At 30.3% G+C, this 18473-nt stretch carries 18 protein-coding genes; 14 read left to right on the top strand and 4 right to left on the bottom strand.

Going from position 1 to position 18473, the window contains the following annotated elements; all coding sequences use genetic code 11:
* Window positions 1–152: 152 nt before the first annotated feature.
* The 5 genes from C4N20_RS02225 to C4N20_RS02205 all read left to right on the top strand — a co-directional run bounded on the left by C4N20_RS02225 (window position 153) and on the right by C4N20_RS02205 (window position 3999).
* Entirely contained in the window at window positions 153–923 is a 771-nt protein-coding gene (locus C4N20_RS02225; protein ID WP_005981308.1) for an ABC transporter permease, read from the top strand.
* On the top strand, window positions 907–1626 hold the full coding sequence (locus C4N20_RS02220; RefSeq protein ID WP_005981310.1) for an ABC transporter ATP-binding protein: 720 nt from the start codon (window positions 907–909) through the stop codon (window positions 1624–1626). The genes C4N20_RS02225 and C4N20_RS02220 overlap by 17 nt, the downstream gene beginning before the upstream one ends.
* A 13-nt stretch (window positions 1627–1639) precedes the next feature.
* Entirely contained in the window at window positions 1640–2581 is a 942-nt protein-coding gene (locus tag C4N20_RS02215; RefSeq protein WP_005981312.1) for an NrtA/SsuA/CpmA family ABC transporter substrate-binding protein, read from the top strand.
* Window positions 2582–2605: 24 nt separating this feature from the next.
* Window positions 2606–2851 (top strand): hypothetical protein, encoded by a 246-nt coding sequence (locus C4N20_RS02210; RefSeq protein ID WP_005981314.1) that lies wholly within the window; start codon window positions 2606–2608, stop codon window positions 2849–2851.
* A gap of 479 nt (window positions 2852–3330) precedes the next feature.
* Entirely contained in the window at window positions 3331–3999 is a 669-nt protein-coding gene (locus C4N20_RS02205; RefSeq protein WP_005981316.1) for an outer membrane beta-barrel protein, read from the top strand.
* A 79-nt stretch (window positions 4000–4078) separates the two neighbouring features.
* Here the strand turns inward: C4N20_RS02205 and recJ are convergent, their stop codons facing one another.
* Both recJ and C4N20_RS02195 read right to left on the bottom strand, forming a co-directional pair.
* Window positions 4079–6661: a single-stranded-DNA-specific exonuclease RecJ gene (recJ, locus tag C4N20_RS02200; RefSeq protein ID WP_005981318.1), complete on the bottom strand. Its 2583-nt coding sequence runs from the start codon at window positions 6659–6661 to the stop codon at window positions 4079–4081.
* 10 nt (window positions 6662–6671) lie between these two features.
* Complete coding sequence (locus C4N20_RS02195) at window positions 6672–8519, bottom strand: transglycosylase SLT domain-containing protein (RefSeq protein ID WP_005981320.1); 1848 nt, start codon at window positions 8517–8519, stop codon at window positions 6672–6674.
* Between the two features lie 163 nt (window positions 8520–8682).
* Here C4N20_RS02195 and mutL point away from each other — a divergent pair, with 163 nt between their 5' ends.
* The 9 genes from mutL to C4N20_RS02150 all read left to right on the top strand — a co-directional run bounded on the left by mutL (window position 8683) and on the right by C4N20_RS02150 (window position 17405).
* Window positions 8683–10629: a DNA mismatch repair endonuclease MutL gene (mutL, locus tag C4N20_RS02190; protein ID WP_005981323.1), complete on the top strand. Its 1947-nt coding sequence runs from the start codon at window positions 8683–8685 to the stop codon at window positions 10627–10629.
* A 30-nt stretch (window positions 10630–10659) separates the two neighbouring features.
* Window positions 10660–11127: a 23S rRNA (pseudouridine(1915)-N(3))-methyltransferase RlmH gene (rlmH, locus tag C4N20_RS02185; RefSeq protein WP_005981325.1), complete on the top strand. Its 468-nt coding sequence runs from the start codon at window positions 10660–10662 to the stop codon at window positions 11125–11127.
* A gap of 50 nt (window positions 11128–11177) precedes the next feature.
* Entirely contained in the window at window positions 11178–11513 is a 336-nt protein-coding gene (locus C4N20_RS02180) for a hypothetical protein (protein ID WP_005981327.1), read from the top strand.
* Window positions 11513–11881, top strand: coding sequence for a hypothetical protein (locus tag C4N20_RS02175; RefSeq protein ID WP_005981329.1), 369 nt, complete (start codon window positions 11513–11515; stop codon window positions 11879–11881). Before C4N20_RS02180 ends, C4N20_RS02175 begins: the two co-directional genes overlap by 1 nt.
* 57 nt (window positions 11882–11938) lie before the next feature.
* On the top strand, window positions 11939–13351 hold the full coding sequence (locus C4N20_RS02170) for a tetratricopeptide repeat protein (RefSeq protein ID WP_005981331.1): 1413 nt from the start codon (window positions 11939–11941) through the stop codon (window positions 13349–13351).
* A 28-nt stretch (window positions 13352–13379) separates the two neighbouring features.
* Window positions 13380–14861 carry a lysine--tRNA ligase gene (lysS, locus tag C4N20_RS02165; protein WP_005981333.1) on the top strand — a complete coding sequence of 494 codons (1482 nt, stop codon included), beginning with the start codon at window positions 13380–13382 and terminating at the stop codon, window positions 14859–14861.
* Window positions 14862–15047: 186 nt separating this feature from the next.
* On the top strand, window positions 15048–15413 hold the full coding sequence (locus tag C4N20_RS02160) for a CidA/LrgA family protein (protein ID WP_005981335.1): 366 nt from the start codon (window positions 15048–15050) through the stop codon (window positions 15411–15413).
* Window positions 15394–16086: an LrgB family protein gene (locus C4N20_RS02155; RefSeq protein WP_005981337.1), complete on the top strand. Its 693-nt coding sequence runs from the start codon at window positions 15394–15396 to the stop codon at window positions 16084–16086. The genes C4N20_RS02160 and C4N20_RS02155 overlap by 20 nt, the downstream gene beginning before the upstream one ends.
* 155 nt (window positions 16087–16241) lie before the next feature.
* Window positions 16242–17405: an iron-containing alcohol dehydrogenase gene (locus tag C4N20_RS02150; protein ID WP_005981339.1), complete on the top strand. Its 1164-nt coding sequence runs from the start codon at window positions 16242–16244 to the stop codon at window positions 17403–17405.
* Window positions 17406–17632: 227 nt separating this feature from the next.
* Here C4N20_RS02150 and C4N20_RS02145 read toward each other — a convergent pair whose 3' ends face one another.
* The gene (locus tag C4N20_RS02145) at window positions 17633–18178 is read right to left on the bottom strand and encodes a DJ-1 family glyoxalase III (protein WP_005981341.1); all 546 of its coding nucleotides are present in this window, start codon (window positions 18176–18178) and stop codon (window positions 17633–17635) included.
* A gap of 26 nt (window positions 18179–18204) precedes the next feature.
* Entirely contained in the window at window positions 18205–18465 is a 261-nt protein-coding gene (locus C4N20_RS02140; RefSeq protein WP_005981343.1) for a hypothetical protein, read from the bottom strand.
* Between the last annotated feature and the right edge of the window lie 8 nt (window positions 18466–18473).

Below are 18473 nucleotides of genomic sequence, written 5' to 3'. Positions count from 1 at the left end.
AAGGATCTTTACTTTTTATTGTAACATATTTTTCCTGTAAAAAGAACAAAAGTTATAAATTTTTTTTAGTTCATGAGAATGATTTTTAGGTATTACATTTTTGCTGGATTTATGTTAAACTTGAGTTGATATTAAAATTAAAATAAGGTGAAGTGGATAGGTTGAAAAGAGAAAAACTAAAAGGTATGTATTTAATTGCAGTTATTCTGATTGTCTGGACAGTAGGGTCACATTACAACCTGTGGAATAGCTATATAATTCCAGCTCCATCAAAAATAGTCACTTCCTTTGTGAAACTGGTGGAAAATGGAAAGTTGATAAGACACATAGGTATAAGTTTAAGACGTATATTTATAGGTTTTTCTATTACTGTTTTTTTGGCAGTCCCCTTAGGAATATTTTTTGGTGCTTTTACAAATATATATGCTTATTTTAAATCAATTTTTGAATTTTTTCGTCATACTCCTCCTCTTGCACTGATACCGATGATAATTCTTTGGTTTGGGATAGGGGAAACTTCTAAGATAGTAATTATAGTATTGGCATCATTTTTTCCGGTATTTTTAAATGTATTAAAAGGAGTAGAGGGTTGCGATAAGAAATATATTGAAGTGGGAAAAGTTTTTGATATGTCTCAAAAGGATATATTTTTAAAAATAATACTTCCTAACTCTGTTCCAGATATTTTGATAGGATTAAAATTAGGAATAGGATACAGCTGGAGAGCTATAATTGGAGCTGAACTTATAGCAGCTTCTTCAGGAATAGGATATCTCATATTAGATGCACAACAGATATCAAGGTCAGATATAGTTATGCTGGGGATAATAGTCATAGGAACTTTAGGAATAATAACAGATAATATATTTTCTAAGGCTGTTTCTGCTTATATAAAGAGGAAACAAGGTGATTACGTTGAATAATGTATATAGACTCTTAAATCTTAAAAAAATATTTGAGATAACTGGAAATAAAAAAACAATATTCGAAAACATGAATTTAGAAATAGATAATAATAAAATAACTATTGTACTTGGAAAAAGCGGCTGTGGAAAAACTACACTTTTGAGAATGATAGCCGGTTTGGAAGAGATAACATATGGGAATATAGATTTTTACAATAAGAGCGGAGAAAAGGTAAAGGCTAAAATTGGAATGGTATTTCAGGAAAGTCGTTTAATGCCCTGGCTTACAGTAAAGGAAAATATAGAAATACATGGAAATAAAACAGATACAGATAAATATTTAAAAATGATATCTTTAGAGGAATTTAAAGATGCTTATCCATCACAATTATCTGGAGGAATGGCTCAAAGAGTAGCTATAGCGAGAGCTTTGTCATATCAGCCTGATACCCTTTTAATGGATGAGCCTTTTTCAGCTTTAGATTATTTTACAAGAGAACAGCTTCAGAGAGAAATAATAAATGTATATGAAAAGACTGAAACAGGGATAGTTTTTGTCACTCATAATATAGATGAGGCCTTGATGCTTGCTCATAAAATAATAGTTATAAATGAAGGAAAGATATACAGCTATGATATAGCAAAAGAATTTCCAAGAGATGTAGCAGATATGGAGCTTATTAATTTAAAGAAAGAAATTTTGAAAAAAATAAATAATTAAACGGAGGGAAAAGATGTTGAAAAAGATTGTTGCAGCAGCTGCAATGGGAGTTATGCTTCTTGTTGCTGGATGCGGAAAAGAAAAAACCACTGCACTAAAGGAGATAAATATAACTTATGTAAAAGCTCCTTTAAATATACCATCTATTTTAGAAAAAAATAGAGATATGTTTGGAAAAGAATTTTCAAAGGATGGAATATCAGTAAAATTCCATGAACTTACAACAGGGCCAGAACAGACACAGGCTCTGGCAGCAGGAGAATTGGATTTTCTTCATGCTCTTGGAGGAACATCAGCTATCATAGCAGCTTCTAATGGAGTAGATTTGAAAATAACTAATATCTACAGCAGATCACCAAAAGGATTTATGCTTATATCTAAATCAGCTGATATAAAAGAATCTAAAGATTTAGTTGGAAAAAAAGTAGCTGGACCAAAAGGAACTATACTTCATCAGCTTCTTTTAACTTACCTTGGAAAAGGAAATTTGAAAGTTGATGACATAGAATTTATAAATATGGGATTGCCAGAAGCTATGGCAGCACTTGAAAGCGGAAATGTAGATGCAGCACTTTTAGCAGGACCAGTTGCATTAAAAGCCATAAAAAATGGTGCTAGTGTAGTGACCACTGGAGAAGGTCTTGTAGAGGGAATAGTTGTTACAGCTGTAAGCGGAAAATTCCTTAAAGAAAATTCACAGCTTGTAGACAGATTCCTTAAAGTAAATGAAGAGGCTGTTAAATTTATAAAAGATGATTTTGAAACTACTTTGAAAATAACAGCAGAAGATACAGGGCTTTCTAAAGAGGAAGTAATGGAGCTTTATCCATTATATGATTTTGATACTGAAATTAAACCTTCAGATATAGAAGACTTAGTAAAAACTCAAGATTTCTTAATTGAAAATGGTCTTCAAGAAAAGAAAATAGATATCAATGCTATCATAAGAAAATAATACAGAAAAGGGTGGTGGTTGGGTGTGTTGATACTTAAAAAAGGGGAATTTGAAAAAAATTTTAAGAAGAATTTAGAGAGAGCTCGTTATGAAGATGTGATTATAGAGGAAGATTCTTCTAAAACTATTGTAATGTCATTAGACAAGTATATTGAAATAATGAGGGAATTAAAGAAATACAAAGAACATTATCATAAAGATTCAATAAAGAAAACAAGAGATGCTATGAGAAATAATTTCTTTGATATTTTAAGAAAGAAAAGAGCATAGTTAAGTTTAAGAAGAGGGTGTGATACATTATTGCATCCTCTTTTTTGTTTAGTGTATAAAATAGTTTCTCAATAAAATAAAGGGAAATTTTATATTTTTATGGAAAATAAAAATTCCTTTGAAATAATTGATCAAAGGAAGTCTAATAGTACCATAAAAATTAAAGAATAGATAGGAGTTCTCGTTTGTATATAAAAGCGAACAGAAATATAAAGAAAAATAAACTAAAACCTCCTATATTCCAACAATTAAGTTATAACACAAAATTTTAAATTAAGCAATCTAAATTTAACAAATCTTCTCTTAATTTTTTTCAAAAATATCTTAAAAATTAAATTTTAAACTCTAAATAGAATAATAAAAACTTCGCTTTTATATACAAAAGAGAACACTTACTAATAGTTAAGTTTTTGTGGGTAAACTGAACATTATATAACCAAGCTATATTTCAATAAAATATAAATGAAGGAGAGATATTTATGATGAAAAAAGTATTATTAGGACTAGCAGCATTATCATGTGTAAGTTTAGCAGCTGAAGGGACAAATGTGTATCTGAAAGCAGGAGCAGATGTATTTCAAAGATTTGATGAGGTAAAATATGAAGGGGAAAAGTTAAACAAAGACAAAGGGGATGACTTTGGTTACGAATTAACAGTAGAAGTAATGAGAGAAGTTTATCCTAACTTAGAATTAGGACTTGGATTATCTTATCAGGATCATGGAGATCCTAAAAAAAATACAACTGGAGATTGGATACTAGATAATACAGGAGATTTATATGATCTAAAAACTGAAATTAAAGGTTTTAAATCAGTTCCTTTATATGCAGTTGCAAAGTATAACTTTCCTGTAGAAGGAAATATTAAACCATATATTAAAGCTGATTTAGGATACTCGTTTAATAGTGATAAAGGAGATGTAAAAATATCAGTATTAGGAGAAGGATCAACAAAATGTTCTACAAAAGTTGAAAATGGATTGTACTATGGAATAGGTGCAGGAGCAGAATATAATAATTTTGTAGTAGATTTAATGTATAAAGTAAATAGAGCTGAAATAAAAATTAGTGATGAAGGGGATAGAATTAAAAAAGATTTAGACTATTCAAGAGTAACACTTTCTGTTGGATACAAATTTAATTTCTAATTAAAAAGCAATAACAAAAAAGAGCAGGTGAAATATACTGCTCTTTTTCTATAGTGAAAATAAATTGAAAAGTTTTATTTTAGAGATATGGAAGTATATCCTTTGTTGAATACACCTCTAAGTAAGTTTTTAAATTTTTAATAACCTGAATTTTTTTATCTAAAGGAAGCTTTTTACTGAAAATTATATTTTTATCTTTAAGCTCCTCTTCAGATACAAATCTTATATTTTGTGGAATGTCGTAATCATCAACAATATTGCTGAATCCATCTATATTAAAAGATTTATATTCTGTTATTATAAGAATTTTTTTATCTTTATATTTTTCTATTTCTGATTTTTCAGGGTTAAGGAAAATATAGAAATCATACCCTTCAACAAATTTATCTCCTATTCCTATGCTTGAAATAGTTTTTTTAGATATATTTTCTTTTGTTACAAGGAGAGCTTTTTCATTTATATTTTTGTAATAAAGTCCGATAGTCTGAATTATAGTTTCAATTCCTCTTCCTCTTTCCATGATTGTTATTGTATTATTTTTATCTTTAAAAACAGAAGCAAGAGTTTTTTTCTGAATACAGTTATAATTAAAATCTTTTATAAGGAAGTTCTTTATATCCTTAAATAGTTCGCTCTGCTTAATAGCATAAGATGAAAAAGTATAGTCTTTATCAATAAGAATATGAACATTATAGTTTTCATCTTTCATAATAACATCTTTCACAGCAGCAGAAAATTCAACATTATACATCTCTTTTAGCGAGCTTAATATAAACTCAGTCTGGCTGTCTAAAGTTCCAAGATATGTACGATCATTAGCCACTGTTATTCCCTGATCAGAAAAAGTGAGCCTTATTTTTGGAGACTCCATTTTTCTTCTGGTATAAATGACAGTCTCTATAGGAAACTGTATATCATAAAGATCAAAAATATTTTCTACTTCATTTGAAGTATGAATAGTCTCTCTTATATCTTCAACATACATTTTATATTGATATCTGTCTTTGTATGTTTCCAGTTTCAGCTTAAAGGCAATATCTATATTTCTTAAATTAACAAGGTCTTCAAAGACATCATCACTGTTGAACCACACACAGTTTCTTATTTCATTTCCATTTTTTATAATATTCATCATAAGATGTTTTTTATCTTTACCTATAAGTCTCAATCCATCAAACTGGCAGTTATCCAGTGAGAATAAAGGAGAGGGATTTCCAAAACCAAATGGTTCAAGAAGTGAGATCTTATCTAGGAAATCATATGATATTTTATAAAAAGGAAGAGGTTTGTCCACTTTAACCGGCTTTATAAGGGTACTGTCTTCCATGGCGTTTTCAGCATATTCATTAAGTTTTCTGCTGAATTCTTCAATATTCTCTATTTTAATTGAAAAACCAGCAGCTCCACTATGCCCTCCATATTTGATAAGAAGGTCAGAAAAATTATTAATGGCTTCTATTATATTAAATCCCTCTATACTTCTGCATGAAGCAGTGGCAATTCCTTCATCAGGTTTTATTTCCATAATTATAGTAGGCTTATAATATCTGTCCAGAATTTTAGAGGCAACTATACCGATGACTCCATGGTGAAATCCCTCTTCTCCCACTATGAGGACACTATTTTCATAAAGTTTTTCATTTTCAACTTTCTCTATAGCTTTCTGAAATATCTCCTCTTGGATCTCTTTTCTTTCACTGTTTTTTTCTAAAAGATCTTTTATTGATGCAGAACATACTCTGTGGTCTTTTTCTATAAAAAGTTCAACAGCTTTTTTAGCATCTTCCAGTCTTCCTACAGCATTAAATATGGGAGCTATTATAAATCCTATATCATAGGTATTGAATTTTCTTATATCATGATCTTCAAAGATTTTTTTAATCAGCATATTCAGTCCAAGCCATCTGCTTCTTTTAAGATGCTCCAGTCCTTCTTTTACAAATATTCTATTTTCTTTAAGAAGGGGAACAATATCAGCTACAGTACCTATTGCAACTATGTCGAGATATTTGTAGACTTCCTCTTCTTTTCCAAGAGTTTTAAAGAAAGCAGAGATCATCATAAAAGCGGTTCCTACCCCAGCCAAATATTTAAACTCATAATCATTGTCTTCTCTTTTAGGATTAATCACTGCCAGAGCCTCTGGATTACCATTATTTATCTCGTGGTGGTCAGTGACTATCATATCTATACCTAAGGATGCAGCATGGGCTATTTCTTTATGTGAGGAGATACCACAGTCGACAGTTATGATAAGGGTTCCTCCTTCACTTTTTATATGATCTATCGCTTCCATGTTAAGTCCATATCCCTCATCTCTCAAAGGAATATAGTATTTTACATTGATTCCTAATTCGCTTAGGGCTAAATAACATAGTGAGACAGATGTGATTCCATCAACATCATAATCTCCATAGACCCAGACAGTTTCATTGTTTTCTTTTGCCTGAGTGAGTCTTTTAACTGCTTTATCCACATCCTTTAAAGAAAATGGATCGGCTATATTTTTTATATTTACATCAAGGAAATTTTTTATCTCCTCTTTTTCTGTGATATTTCTATTATATAAAAGGTTAAGAATATCCTTATCTAAATTAAGAGTTTGAATATCTTTATTATTTTTCAAAGAATTATCTTTATAAACCCATCTTGTATTTCTCATTTTTGCTCCTTTAAAAGTTGTATAATTTCTTATAGAACATATATGTAAGAATTAAATTTTGTAAATCGTATCTTTCTTCTGGATCAGCAACTAATTCTAAGTTCAAATCACCATCATAATCAAATTGAATTTTATTTACCAGCTCTTCTCCATAGACATATGCTATAAGTGCTTTAAGTTTATTTCCTCCATAAGTATCAAGAAGAGATTTTATTTTTTCTGTCCCTACTGCTATATTTGTATTTGGATCAAAAAGAGGCATAATATCCTCAGTAGAATTATAAGGTACCTGCATAAGACCTATTTTAGAATTTTCAGACAAAAGTCTTTTATTAAATTTACTGGAAATAAGTATTGCAGAGTAAATAAGTTCTTGAGGAACATCATATTTTTTTGAATTCATGTCTACTGCACTTTGATAGTATAAAGGATAGTTGTATTTTATCAAGTCTTTATATACAAAGAAATTTTTTCTGTATGTAGAAGAATTTCTATAAGCAAGATCATAAAACTCTCCTTTTTCAAGAATTGTAGTTATTGCATAACCATTCTGGATAGAACGTGTATTGACAAAGCTGCTGTTTTCTATCTCGATTTTTATAAGCTCTTCATCCTGCATAGCAGCAATAGCTGAAAGTTTATCAATCTCTAATTTATCTACTGTATTAATAAAATTATCATCTATATTTTTGCAGTTTGCAAGAAGATTGTCAAGTATCAATCCAATTTTAAAGACAGAGTTATGCTTGTTTATATCAATATCTTTATTTTTCAAAAGGAATGAATAAAACATTCCTTCATATGAATTAGGATATGTTTTTATTATATTTTCAGCTTTTTTTTCAAAAAGCTTATTATTTCCAAGCTTTAAATATGAATTGGCAATCATTATATCTGTTATTATATTTTTACGGTGTATTTTAGCTGCTGTTTTTAATACCTGTTCATAATCTCCAAAGGAATAGTAGATACCTGTTCTATAGAATAATGCAAGAGAGCCGTATTTGTTTCCTTTTACATTTTCAAAAGCATAAAGACATCTTGAATAATCTTTCATTCGATAATAAGCAAGCCCCTTATAGAAAAAGTATAAATCTTTATTTCCTTTTTTTCCATATTCATCTGCCAAAGCAATAATCTCTTTATTTTTTCCAACTCTGATTAAAGTCCTGAAAAGTTCTGATTCAGCTTTTTCTTTATCAGCTATTGCAATATCAGGATTTTTTAAAACTATCATATAAAGTTTTTCAGCCTTGTCATACTCTTTTTTTGAATAAAAAAAGTGAGCAGCTTTTAAAAGTTCATCTGTTGGAATTTCTTTAATACGAGAAAAATCATTTTTGTATTTAAGGTTATAATAATTTCGATACTGGCTGTCTTCTTTTGCTAAAAGCTCAAGAGCTCTTTCTTCAAAATGTGAAGTGATAGGTGAAAAAGTGGAATAATCCAGTCTCTTTAAATATATTAATCCAGTTTCTTTATTTCCTGACTTTATAAGAGCATCTCCAAGAGAATAATCTCTTTCAGCAAAATAGATATTTTTTTCTATTTCTGACCCTCTGTTGAAAAAAGAAAGTTTGTGGCTGAAAACAGCTTTTTCAAGATAGAAAACAGCGTTTTTCCAGTCACCCATTCTATAATAAGTCATCCCTATAAAATAAAAAGCATAATTGTTTTTTAAGATAGGAGAAAAGGAATAACTGTTTAAAAGAGTTTCAAATTTGTTTTGGGCTTCTTCATATTCCTCATTTTGATAGGCATTTTTTCCCTGAATGAAAATATCGTAATCTTCATATGTATACGTAAAAGCCATAGAACTATTTATAATAAAGAATAAAATCATAAATATTTTTTTCATTTTTAAGACACCTCTTATTAAAATATCTGCTACTATAATTATTACAAAATTACTTAAAAATGGCAACAATTATATTATTTTTTTATTTTTAAAAAAAAATATTGAAATTATTTGAAATATATTAGATAATGAAAAGCAGTATTTTGTTTTTTAGGAGGTGGAGATGGGAATAATAAAAGTATTAGACGAATCAGTTTCTAACATAATAGCAGCGGGAGAAGTGGTTGAAAATCCAGCCAGTATGCTGAAAGAACTTTTGGAAAACTCATTAGATGCAGAGAGCAAAAGTATAAAAATAGAAGTTAAATCTGGTGGAAGACATGTAATAATATCTGATGATGGAAAAGGAATGACTCAGGATGATCTGCTTCTTTCTGTAGAGAGACATGCAACAAGTAAAATAGCTAAAAAAGAAGACTTGTATAATCTTTTTACATATGGATTCAGAGGTGAGGCACTATCTTCTATATCGGCAGTATCAAAAATGTCTCTGTCTTCTCGGACTAAAGATGATGAAACAGGATCAGCAATAACTGTTTCAGGTGGAAAAATAACGAGCCTGAAGGAGATACAAAGAAATGTAGGAACAACAATCGAAATAAAAGATTTGTTTTTTAACACTCCTGCAAGATTAAAATTTTTGAGAAAAACTACAACAGAGTATATGAATATAAAAGATATAATAGTACAGGAAGCATTGGGAAATCCCAACACTGCCATAACTCTTATACTTGATGATAAAGTAAGTATAAAGACAACAGGAAATGGGATAGACAATACTATTGTAGAAATATTTGGAAGAAATGTTTTGAAAAATTCAAAGGCTTTTTCTATGGGGTATCTGGGAAATGCTTCATTGTACAGAGCTACAAGAGATTCTATATTTACATTTGTCAATGGACGTATGGTAAAGTCAAAACTTCTGGAAAATGCTATCATTGATGGATACTACACAAAACTTATGAAGGGGAAATATCCCTTTGCAATATTGTTTTTAGAGATAGATCCTAAAGAGGTTGATGTCAATGTCCATCCTTCAAAGAAAATAGTGAAATTCTCAAATGAATCTAATATATATGGAAAAGTTTTGAAAGAAATTGAAAACTGTTTTGATGGTGATGATGTTTTTGTATCGCCAACTATGGAAAAGAATATTGAAAAGGAAAGTGAAGCTTTAATAGACTTTACAGAGTTTTCAAAATTTGTTCCTATGAAGGCTGAAAACACAACATTTGAAGGAATAGAAGTAGAGAGATATCCAAAAGAAAGAAGAACAGAAATTTCTCCTATAGAGGCAGAGGAAGAAACTGAAAAAACTGAAGAAGCAGTAAAAATTCAGAAATCTGATGAAGATGATTTTGAAAATATGTTCAGTGAAAAAAAGAAAAATTCTACTTTTGAGATAAAAGAGGAAATAAAAGTATTTGAAGGAAATGAAAAATCTGATACAATAAAAAGCGATGTTGTTTCTGAGATAAGAGCTGAAGTAAAAGAAGATATTATAAAAAGTGAAGCAGCTGTATCAGAAGAGAGAGCTACTGCTCCTAAAACAGATTTTAAAGTATTGGGACAGATATTTGATTCGTTCATTTTAGTAGAAAGAGATGGAGTATTTGAAATTTATGATCAGCATATAGTTCATGAGAGAATACTTTATGAAAAATTGAAGAAAGAATATTATGGAACAAATGTAAGCAGACAGCAGCTGCTGGTGCCGTTGAGAATAACTCTTGATCTAAGAGAAAGAGAGCTTATATTTGAAAATATAGAGTATTTTACAGCATTTGGATTTGAAATAGATGAATTTGATGAAAATGAAGTAGTGATAAGATCAGTTCCAGTAATGAATTTTAGAGACAGTACAGAAAATATCTTCAGAAATATAATTAAAAATCTTAAAGAAAATAAAGAAACAGATATCAGAGAGAGCATTATAATTTCAATGTCATGTAAAGGAGCTATAAAAGCTAATGAAAAATTAACCCTTCATGAAATGGAAACAATAATAAGAAGGCTTCATGAGATAGGAGAATATACATGTCCTCATGGAAGACCAATTATAGTAAAAATTACTCTGAATGATCTGGAAAAACTTTTTAAGAGAAAATAAATTGAATTTTTTGGAAAAAAGGAGTATATTTTGAATGTATCTATTATATGTGTAGGAAAAGTAAAGGAAAAGTATATAATTGAGGGAATAAATGAGTTCTTGAAAAGAATGCAGTCTTTTGCTAAAATGAAAATTGTGGAATTGAAAGAGGATGGAAATGACAGCAGCAGAAATATTTCCATTGAAAAAGAATCAGAAGATATTCTCAAAGCTATGGAGAAATTAGGTGGATATAATATCCTCCTTGATATTCAAGGGAAAAATTTTTCATCAGAAGAGATGTCGGAAGAAATAGAAAGGCTTACAGTGAATGGTGTGAGCAGTATAAATTTTATAATTGGTGGTTCATATGGAGTATCAGAAAGTGTAAGAAAAGCTGTGGATATGAGACTAAGTTTTTCTAAGATGACTTTTCCTCATCAACTGATGAGGCTGATACTTAGTGAACAGATTTACAGATGGTTCAGTATTATAAAAAATACTAAATACCATAAATAACAGAGTCAGCAAAAATATTTAAAGTTAATAAAATTTAGGAGGGAAAAGTTATGTATTCGCAAGGAGAAACTTTTTATCATGACATTGATGATGAAGAGTACGAATTACATGTAATTGAAAATGTTGTAATGGGAGATAAGGAGTATATAATTACAGAGGATTTTGATGGACAAATTCATGTATTTTTATACGACGAAGAGGAAGAAGATATTTATCTGATGGAAGACAGCGACGCTATGGAAGTTATAGAATATTGGAGAGAAGAGTATCTGTCTGGTGATGATATAGGTGACTATGAGGAAGATGAATATTATGACAGAGAAGATGACTACAGCGAGAAATTTGATAATGAAGATTACTATGAAGATGAAGAGGAATACTATTAATGAATAAGTTCATGATAAAAAGTCTGGATAGTTATAATGAAAAATCATTTGAGATGGTTACTGGATTAAAAAAAGAGGAAGATGATAAAATTACCTATGAATATAAAAGTAAATTAGGTGATTGTAAAATATTTCTTCACAATGAAAAAGTGTTTATCCAAAGAAAAAATAATGGTATAGAAAATGTTATAGAAGTTGATTTGAACAATATGACTGAATTTTTATACTGTGGTGAAGGGTTTGAGAAAAACTTTCACATACTAGGAGAGAAAATAACTTATAAACAAAATATATTGGAATTTTCCTACAAAATATTAGATAATGGAGAAGAAGTCAATAATATTTCAATTACCATTAAAGAATATTGATAATCTTTGAATAGAGCATATCTGATTTATGCTCTATTTTTATAAACGGGAGGTAAAATGAAAGCAATAGGTTACTTATTAATTCTTCTTACTATGTACAGTTGTACTGGACTTCCTCAAAAGCCGGATCTGGGAAGTATCTGGGGAAGAAGTGAAGAACAGCCATTAACACAGGAAACAATTATTTTAACAGAAAATGATCCATCAGGTATTTTAAGCGAGGTTTCAAGAACGCTGAGAGAAGGAAAATCTAAAGAATATTCAGGAAGTTACAATGGTAATACTTTTGAAGTATATGCAGGAGATTATCTATTTATTCCTTTAAAATCTGAAGATAACTTTAAATTGGTTTCTTATCCAAGAAATATTTCTTATGAATTAGGAATAAAAGGGAATAATCTAGTATTTAGAAGTATCTATCAAGGAGAATTTACTCTGGATTTCTACTCATTGGGAGAGGTGACAAGAAGAGTAAAAATTTCAAATAAATTAAAATATAGATTTACGGAACAGAATAATTATGATATAATTCTAAAAAATTACGCTTCAAATGATATAAAACAATTACAAAATAGTGTAGCTTTACATAGAATGGCTTATCCAGATAGTTTCAGAGATAAAGAAATTTCTTTTATGTTGATGGAGCTGGCAGGAAAGGATGGTAATATTGGAATAGTAAAAGAAGAGATAGAGTTTTTGAAAAAATATAAAACTTTAGATGAACAGGATAAATTGACAATATTAGATACTCTTACAGCAATAGGAGCAACATCTTCTAATCTTGATCCAGTATTATTAGAATATGATTCAGCAAATACTATTCTTAATAAAGAACTTAAAAGGATAATACTTGCAAAATCTTCTCCTAAAAAGGATGAGATAGAGTTTTTAGAAAAGGATTTCAGAGATGAACCAACTAAAGAGGCAGCAGACTTTATAGGAAATTGGTATCTAAGAAATGGAGATATAAACAAAGGTACACAATATATAAATGGAACTATTGAGGGAATTGCTCCTGAACTTCTTGAATCAATATTTACAAAAAATGAAGAGGGAACAGTAGATCCAATGGCAGAACTTGAAAATAAAAATTATACTCAATTCAGATCATTTTTAAATGATGGAGAGAGCAGTTTTAATAAGGGAAGTTATGTAGAAGCACTTGTACATTTTGAAAAAGCCTTAGAAATAAATAAAAACTATGCTGAAACTAAAGATATTTATTTCTATATGGGACAGAGTAATCTTCAGCTGGATAATGGTCAAAAAGCTATTGAGAATTACAAAAAAGCTCTTGACCTAGAAAAAAGCGATGACAAAAAAGCAGAAATATACTATAATATGGGAATAGCTTATGATAAACTTGGAAATAAAGAAGAAAGTAGAAATTATTTTACTTTTGTAAGACAGAAATATCCAAAATCATCATGGAGTACAAAAAGTAGTATATATTTGTTAAAATTAAATTAAAATCAAAAAATTTATAAGGAGAAGAACCATGGAAAGATATTTTGACAGAGTAGCTAAAGAAAGTTTAGTTATGGAAAAATGGAAAAAAGTAGAAGAATTAAAAGAGCTAGGAGTAAAACCTTTTGGAAGTAAGTTTGACAAAAAGTACATGGTAGGAGAAATATTAACTCATACTCCTGAAGAAAATTTAAAATATAAGACAGCTGGAAGAATAATGGCATACAGAGGGAAAGGAAAAACTTTATTTGCTCATATAGAAGACCGTACTGGAAGAATTCAGTTGTACCTAAGAAAAGATGAATTAGGTGATGAAGTTTTTGAAATGGTAAATAAAATCGGAGTTGGAGATATTGTAGGAGTAGAGGGAGAATTATTTGTAACTCATACTGGAGAATTAACTTTAAGAGTTACTTCTATTCAATTATTATCTAAAAACATCAGACCTTTACCAGAAAAATTCCACGGATTGACAGATGTTGAAACTAGATATAGAAAAAGATATGTAGACCTTATTATGAATAAAGAAGTAAGAGATACATTTATCAAAAGAACTCAAATTATAAAAGGGATCAGATCAATACTTGATAATAAAGGATTCTTAGAAGTTGAAACTCCATTAATGCATCCAATCTTAGGAGGAGCAGCTGCAAAACCATTCGTTACTCACCACAATGCACTAAATGTTGATCTATACATGAGAATAGCTCCTGAGCTATACTTAAAAAGATTAATAGTTGGAGGATTGGAAAAAGTATATGAATTAGGAAGAAACTTTAGAAATGAAGGAATGTCAACAAGACATAACCCTGAATTTACAATGATTGAATTGTACCAAGCTTATGCTGACTTCAACGATATGATGGATTTAGCAGAGGAAATAATCACAACTCTTGCTAAAGAAGTATTAGGAACTACAACTGTTGAGTACAATGGAAAAACTCTAGTTCTTGAAAATTTCAAAAGAATACATATGGTAGACTTTGTAAAAGAAGTTACAGGAGTAGATTTCTGGGATCAAAATATGACTTTTGAAGAAGCTAAAGCTCTTGCAAAACAACATCATGTAGAAGTTGCTGATCATATGAATAGTGTAGGACACGTTGTTAACCAATTCTTTGAAGAAAAATGTGAAGAGAAAATTGTTCAACCTACATTTGTTTTCGGACATCCAGTAGAAATTTCTCCACTAGCTAAGAGAAATGAAGAAGACCCTAGATTCACTGACAGATTTGAATTATTTATAGATGCAAGAGAATATGCAAATGCATTCTCTGAGCTACAAGATCCAGCTGACCAAAGAGGAAGATTTGAGGATCAAGTGGAAGAGGCTGAAAGAGGAAACGATGAAGCTACTCCAGTAATAGACGATGATTTCGTAGAAGCACTAGAATATGGATTACCACCTACAGGAGGAATGGGAATCGGTATCGACAGACTTATCATGCTTCTTACTCAGTCTGACTCTATCAGAGACGTATTATTATTCCCACAAATGAAACCTAGAGACTAATTTAAGTCTTAAAGATATTGTAAAATAAATATTAAAGTACACCCATAGGAATGGAATTAAACTATTCTTTTGAGGTGTACTTTTTTAGTATAAAAGTAGTTTGTAAAAAGAAAAAATATTTTTTTACTTTGCAACTAAGAACAAAATGTGCTAAAATATTTTTTTAAGAATGTAGGAGGGAAGAAAATGATACAAGAATTTTTAATTATTTTTATAATTAATTATATTGGGATTATTCTTACAGAAGTGTTTAATTTGCCAATTCCAGGAACGATCAGTGGAATGCTTTTACTCTTTGTACTGCTTTATTTTAAAGTGTTGAAGCTGGAAAAGATAGAAAAAGCAGGAGATTTTTTGCTGCTGAATATGACAATATTTTTTATGCCTCCTTCTGTAAAACTTATTGAATCATTATATTTATTAAAAACAGGGTTATTGAAAATATTATTTCTCCTTGTTTTTACAACTTTATTGACAATGGTAGTGACAGGAATCACTGTACAGTATCTCATAGAGAGAAAGGAGAAAAAATATGGTGGAAGTATTAACTAATACTCCATTCTTTGGAGTTATAATAAGTTTAGTAGCCTTTGAAATAGGGAAACTGGTATTTAAAAAAACAAAGATGGCATTATTTAATCCTCTTCTTATTGGAACTGTCATAGTTATACTTTTTCTTCATTTTTTCAAAATACCTGTGAATAATTATATGCAGGGAGGGAATTTTATAGTTTTCTTTCTGGCACCAGCTACTGTTGTGCTGGCTATACCACTTTTTAGACAGATAAATCTTTTGAAAAAGAATTTCATTCCAATAATGGGTGGAGGTATAGTAGGATCAATTGTTGCTATTGTCTCAGTAGTAGTTTTGGGAAAATTAATGGGAATAGATGAACAGCTTTTACTTTCATTTATGCCTAAATCTATCACTACACCAATAGGAATTGAACTTTCAACGCTTCTTGGAGGGATTCCTTCAATAACAGTGTTTGCAATAATAATAACAGGAATAACAGGAAATGTTTCTGCTCCATATATACTTTCTATATTTAGAATAAAACATCCAGTAGCTAAAGGTATTGGAATAGGAATATCAAGCCATGCTGTAGGAACAAGCAGAGCAATAGAAATGGGAGAAATAGAAGGAGCTATGAGTGCGTTATCAATAGTTATTGCAGGGATACTTACAATAGTTATTGCACCACTTGTAAGAATGTTTGTATAAAAAATAAATAATAGAGCAAGATGATTTGTTAAAATAAAAAGTGTTTAAAGCCTTAATTATTTTTGAAATCATCTTTTTTTATTTTTTGCTCTTGACTTAGGAGAGACTCTAATGTATATACTAAGTATAGGAAAGAACGAGGAGGAAAGTATAAGATGGATAATTTTACTTTTTACAACCCAGCAAAAATAATTTTTGGAAAAGGGACAGAGAATCAAGTAGGAAAAGAAATGAAAAAATTAGGAAGCCGTGTGCTTTTAGTGTATGGTGGAGGAACTATTAAGAGAATAGGACTATATGATACTGTTGTGAAGGCTTTAAATGCCGAAAATATCTCTTTTGTGGAATTAGGTGGAGTACAGCCTAATCCAAGATTGAAATTGGTAAGAGATGGTATTGAACTATGCAGAGAGCATAAGCTTGATGCAATATTGGCAGTAGGTGGAGGAAGTACTATTGATACTGCCAAAGGAATAGCAGCAGGGGCAAATTATGATGGAGATGTCTGGGACTTTTATGAAAGAAAAGCTGGACCAGATGAAGCTCTTCCAATTGGTGTAGTGCTGACTATACCGGCAGCAGGAAGTGAATCAAGTATGGGAAGCGTTATCACAAAAGAGGAAGGACTTTTGAAACGTTCATGTGGAAATGTTTCGATGATACCTAAATTTGCAATAATGAATCCAGAATTTACATTCTCTCTTCCAAATTATCAGACAGCTTGTGGAGCGTCAGATATATTAGCACATCTGATGGAGCGTTATTTTACACAGGTAGAACATGTTGACTTCACAGACAGATTGATAGAAGCTACTATGAAGACAGTAATAGACTATGCTCCTCTTGCAATTAAAGAACCAGAAAATTACGATGTACGTGCTGAAATTATGTGGGCAGGAACAATAGCTCACAACAGCCTTTTAAATACAGGACGTCTTGGAGACTGGGGTTCTCATCAGATAGAACATGAAATCAGTGCTATATATGATATAGCTCATGGGGCAGGATTATCAATTGTATTCCCTGCATGGATGAAATATGTTTGCCATGAGAATATGGATAGATTTGTCCAGTTTGCTGTTCGTGTATTTGGAGTAAGCATGACACTTACAGATAAAGAGCTTGTAGTAAAACAGGGAATTCAAAAACTAGAGGAATTCTATTATAGTCTGGGATTGCCTGTATACCTGAGAGAAGTGGATATTCCTGATGACAGACTGAAGGAAATGGCAGAGAAATGTTGCAGAAAAGGTCCACAGGGAAATTTCAAAAAATTGTATGAAAATGATGTATTTGAAATATTGAAATTAGCAAGATAAAATTACAAAATAATATCTCAGAATAAAAAAATCCCCTCTGCAATAGAGGGGCTTTTTTTATAACACGGGGGAGTGTTAAAAAAACAAAGACTAAAAATAGACTCTGGGGGTTACAGAAATCTAATTTATTGTGTCAGTCTCGATTAAAGTATACCCTATCTATTATTTTTAGTCAATATTAAAATTTTCCACAATCAAATAAAAAAATAACAAAAATTAAAGATTTTTTATAATTCCATACCAGTTTTTATTTTATTAATAGTATCTGGCTCCAATAAAACTTCGGCTAGTTTAAAAGCGAAGTCTAAAGCGTATCCAGCACCCATACCAGTTATAAGTTTTTCATCTTTGACAATATTTTTTTCTTCATACTGGTAATTTTTCATAAGTTCTTTCACTGAAGTATGGCATGTTATTTTCTTTCCAGAAGCAATACCATTATTTCCTAAAATTGAAGGAGCTCCACATATAGCACCCACAAATTTGTCATTAATTACATAATATTTAATAAGTTCTACTGCTTCTTTGGAATTTCCAAGGTTGACATATCCAGGATATCCTCCTGGAAGTACAATCATATCTCCATCTTTTAGATCAGTTTCTTTTAAAGTTGTATCAGCTTTTACAAGTACCTTTTGAGCTGACATAACATCTTTTTCAGAAGTGATAGAAACAGTAACAACATCTGCTCCACCTCTTCTCAACACATCAACAGGAGTTAGGGCTTCAATGAGTTCAAAACCATCTGCTAATAAAACATAAACTTTTTTCATCTTGATGCCTCCTTGGGTATATTTAATTATTGGTTTTCTACAGTTAATTTTCCTTGAATGATTAATGAACGGACAAACTGATGTGCATCTACTACTGCGTTACAATATACAGATTTCGTTTCTCCCTCAAAGAATGCATTAAGAAGTATTTGCTGCTGTTCAGCAATATTTCTATCCAACTCTTCAACAGTAAGGTCTCCTCTTTTATATTCTTCAATAAGAGCCTCATATATAGTATCGAAAGTAGAATCGTACATCTGCTCTTCCCAGTTTTCAATTATAGACATAATTTTTT

The sequence above is a fragment of the Fusobacterium ulcerans genome, from assembly GCF_003019675.1.
Classification (GTDB): domain Bacteria; phylum Fusobacteriota; class Fusobacteriia; order Fusobacteriales; family Fusobacteriaceae; genus Fusobacterium_A; species Fusobacterium_A ulcerans.
The sequence above is the reverse complement of the archived record's forward strand: the minus strand, read 5'-3'. Positions and strand labels throughout refer to the sequence as shown.

Excerpts from the sequence above, each read along its gene's own strand:
- C4N20_RS02215 (WP_005981312.1), top strand. The coding sequence starts at position 1,640 with ATGTTGAAAAAGATTGTTGCAGCAGCTGCAATGGGAGTTATGCTTCTT.
- C4N20_RS02205 (WP_005981316.1), top strand. The coding sequence starts at position 3,331 with ATGATGAAAAAAGTATTATTAGGACTAGCAGCATTATCATGTGTAAGT.
- recJ (WP_005981318.1), bottom strand. The coding sequence starts at position 6,661 with ATGAGAAATACAAGATGGGTTTATAAAGATAATTCTTTGAAAAATAAT.
- C4N20_RS02195 (WP_005981320.1), bottom strand. The coding sequence starts at position 8,519 with ATGAAAAAAATATTTATGATTTTATTCTTTATTATAAATAGTTCTATG.
- mutL (WP_005981323.1), top strand. The coding sequence starts at position 8,683 with ATGGGAATAATAAAAGTATTAGACGAATCAGTTTCTAACATAATAGCA.
- C4N20_RS02180 (WP_005981327.1), top strand. The coding sequence starts at position 11,178 with ATGTATTCGCAAGGAGAAACTTTTTATCATGACATTGATGATGAAGAG.
- C4N20_RS02175 (WP_005981329.1), top strand. The coding sequence starts at position 11,513 with ATGAATAAGTTCATGATAAAAAGTCTGGATAGTTATAATGAAAAATCA.
- C4N20_RS02170 (WP_005981331.1), top strand. The coding sequence starts at position 11,939 with ATGAAAGCAATAGGTTACTTATTAATTCTTCTTACTATGTACAGTTGT.
- lysS (WP_005981333.1), top strand. The coding sequence starts at position 13,380 with ATGGAAAGATATTTTGACAGAGTAGCTAAAGAAAGTTTAGTTATGGAA.
- C4N20_RS02160 (WP_005981335.1), top strand. The coding sequence starts at position 15,048 with ATGATACAAGAATTTTTAATTATTTTTATAATTAATTATATTGGGATT.
- C4N20_RS02155 (WP_005981337.1), top strand. The coding sequence starts at position 15,394 with ATGGTGGAAGTATTAACTAATACTCCATTCTTTGGAGTTATAATAAGT.
- C4N20_RS02150 (WP_005981339.1), top strand. The coding sequence starts at position 16,242 with ATGGATAATTTTACTTTTTACAACCCAGCAAAAATAATTTTTGGAAAA.
- C4N20_RS02145 (WP_005981341.1), bottom strand. The coding sequence starts at position 18,178 with ATGAAAAAAGTTTATGTTTTATTAGCAGATGGTTTTGAACTCATTGAA.
- C4N20_RS02140 (WP_005981343.1), bottom strand. The coding sequence starts at position 18,465 with ATGTCTATAATTGAAAACTGGGAAGAGCAGATGTACGATTCTACTTTC.